General features: G+C 43.8%; 1 protein-coding gene and 9 tRNA genes. All 10 read left to right on the top strand.

Annotated elements, in window-relative coordinates:
* Positions 1 to 13: 13 nt before the first annotated feature.
* Positions 14 to 89: transfer RNA gene (locus M4I42_RS16720), tRNA-Phe, on the top strand.
* 220 nt (positions 90 to 309) lie between these two features.
* Positions 310 to 385, top strand: a tRNA-Thr gene (locus tag M4I42_RS16715).
* A 10-nt stretch (positions 386 to 395) separates the two neighbouring features.
* Positions 396 to 480 (top strand) — tRNA-Tyr (locus M4I42_RS16710).
* A gap of 5 nt (positions 481 to 485) precedes the next feature.
* Positions 486 to 559 (top strand) — tRNA-Trp (locus M4I42_RS16705).
* Positions 560 to 569: 10 nt separating this feature from the next.
* Positions 570 to 645, top strand: a tRNA-His gene (locus M4I42_RS16700).
* 21 nt (positions 646 to 666) lie between these two features.
* A tRNA-Gln gene (locus tag M4I42_RS16695) sits at positions 667 to 741 on the top strand.
* A 3-nt stretch (positions 742 to 744) separates the two neighbouring features.
* Positions 745 to 816 (top strand) — tRNA-Gly (locus tag M4I42_RS16690).
* An 8-nt stretch (positions 817 to 824) separates the two neighbouring features.
* Positions 825 to 895 (top strand) — tRNA-Cys (locus tag M4I42_RS16685).
* Positions 896 to 988: 93 nt separating this feature from the next.
* Positions 989 to 1072, top strand: a tRNA-Leu gene (locus tag M4I42_RS16680).
* A gap of 132 nt (positions 1073 to 1204) precedes the next feature.
* Positions 1205 to 1946, top strand: a 742-nt coding sequence (locus tag M4I42_RS16675) for a tyrosine-type recombinase/integrase (RefSeq protein WP_268853165.1), incomplete at its 3' end; no start/stop codon positions are given.

The raw sequence follows: 1946 nt of genomic DNA, 5'->3' as shown, positions 1-1946 counted from the left end.
AGTATTACATAACGGCTCGGTAGCTCAGTCGGTAGAGCAAAGGACTGAAAATCCTTGTGTCGGCGGTTCGATTCCGTCCCGAGCCACCATTTTTTATGTAAACAAGGCAAGACGATGAATGCTTTACAAGCTAAGTATGGGAAATAAAAAATTGATCCGCCGACTTAGCTCAATTGGTAGAGACGAGCGACACAACGGTGAATTTGCTGCGAGTTGCCTCGACACATTGATCTTCTTCGAATAGTCTGGAAGAGGAAGAGGCACAGCTACTAAGAGAGTTATGAAAAGGTGGAGTAAAAACTTTATTGTGCCGACTTAGCTCAATTGGTAGAGCAACTGAATCGTAATCAGTAGGTTGCGGGTTCAAGTCCTGCAGTCGGCACCATTTCATAGATGGAGGGGTAGCGAAGTGGCCAAACGCGGCGGACTGTAAATCCGCTCCCTGTGGGTTCGGCGGTTCGAATCCGTCCCCCTCCACCATTTATAGGGGCATAGTTTAATGGTAGAACAGAGGTCTCCAAAACCTCCGGTGTGGGTTCGATTCCTACTGCCCCTGCCAACAAGTAATGGCGGCTATGGCGAAGTGGTTAACGCACCAGATTGTGGCTCTGGCATGCGTGGGTTCGATTCCCACTAGTCGCCCCATAAGCTGCTTATTAAATTCGTTGGGGTATAGCCAAGCGGTAAGGCAACGGACTTTGACTCCGTGATGCGTTGGTTCGAATCCAGCTACCCCAGCCATATGCGGAAGTAGTTCAGTGGTAGAACACCACCTTGCCAAGGTGGGGGTCGCGGGTTCGAGTCCCGTCTTCCGCTTATGACACGGCGGCATAGCCAAGTGGTAAGGCAGAGGTCTGCAAAACCTTTACCCCCGGTTCGAATCCGGGTGCCGCCTTCATTGAGGATTTAAGTCTTTATTCTTTTAAAAAAACTTGACTTATAAGTTGAAGGATAGTAAAATAGTTTGTGTTGTTAGTTTATATCATTTGCCGATGTGGCGGAACTGGCAGACGCGCACGACTCAAAATCGTGTTCCCGTGAGGGAGTGTGGGTTCGACTCCCACCATCGGCATTGAAAATAGGGAAAAGGCTTTAGGATCAAGGGTTCTCACGAATGTGGGAACCCTTTTTTGTGTTATACCGAATACGATTCGAGAAGGAAAAATCGTGTGCGGATAATCGTGTTCGGTGAGGTGAAAGATAAGTGAGAAAAAGAGTAAATGAGGGGACATTGCAGAAGAATAGCAAGAGTGAAAGACGGGGAGAGCTGAGTCGTGAGGAACTAATGCTTATTACTGATGACATCGTAGAAATTGAATACACGTTCGAAGAATTATTAGAGATATTTATCGAGGATTGCGAACTAAGAAATTTGCGGGAACATACGATTAAATATTACCGCAGTGAATTGAATGCATTTATAAAACTGCTGAAAGAGCAGGAAATTGAATTGCGTGTAAATGAATGGACAGGCGAAACGATTAAACGAAATGTCATTATGTATATGAAAGAGAAAGGATTAAAGACAGTCAGCATTAACTCCCGTTTGAGAGCAATGAGGGCGTTTTTTAACTTTTTGGAAGGACAACATCTCATAAGATGCAATCCGATGAAAGACATCAAATTGCTAAGGGATAGAAAAAGGATTGTTGAGACATTTGACAACCAGCAGATAAAGGCTTTATTTAAAGCCTGCAATGTCCGAACGTTTTTAGGCTTGAGAGATTATACGATTATGATGCTATTGTTAGAAACAGGGGTTAGGGTAAATGAGTTAGTTGGTATTAAAACAACTGATATCATCTGGGAGCAAAAAGTTATTCGGATTAGAAACACCAAAGGTGGCTTTGAGCGATTTGTGCCGATACAAGATAAAATGATGAACCAATTGAAAAAGTATTTAATCGTCAGAGGGAATGTAGATACTGATTACTTATTTATCACTC

The organism is Anoxybacillus sp. J5B_2022 (assembly GCF_026847645.1).
Lineage (GTDB): Bacteria > Bacillota > Bacilli > Bacillales > Anoxybacillaceae > Anoxybacteroides.
Note: the sequence above shows the minus strand (reverse complement) of the source record. Positions and strands in the feature narration are given on the sequence as shown.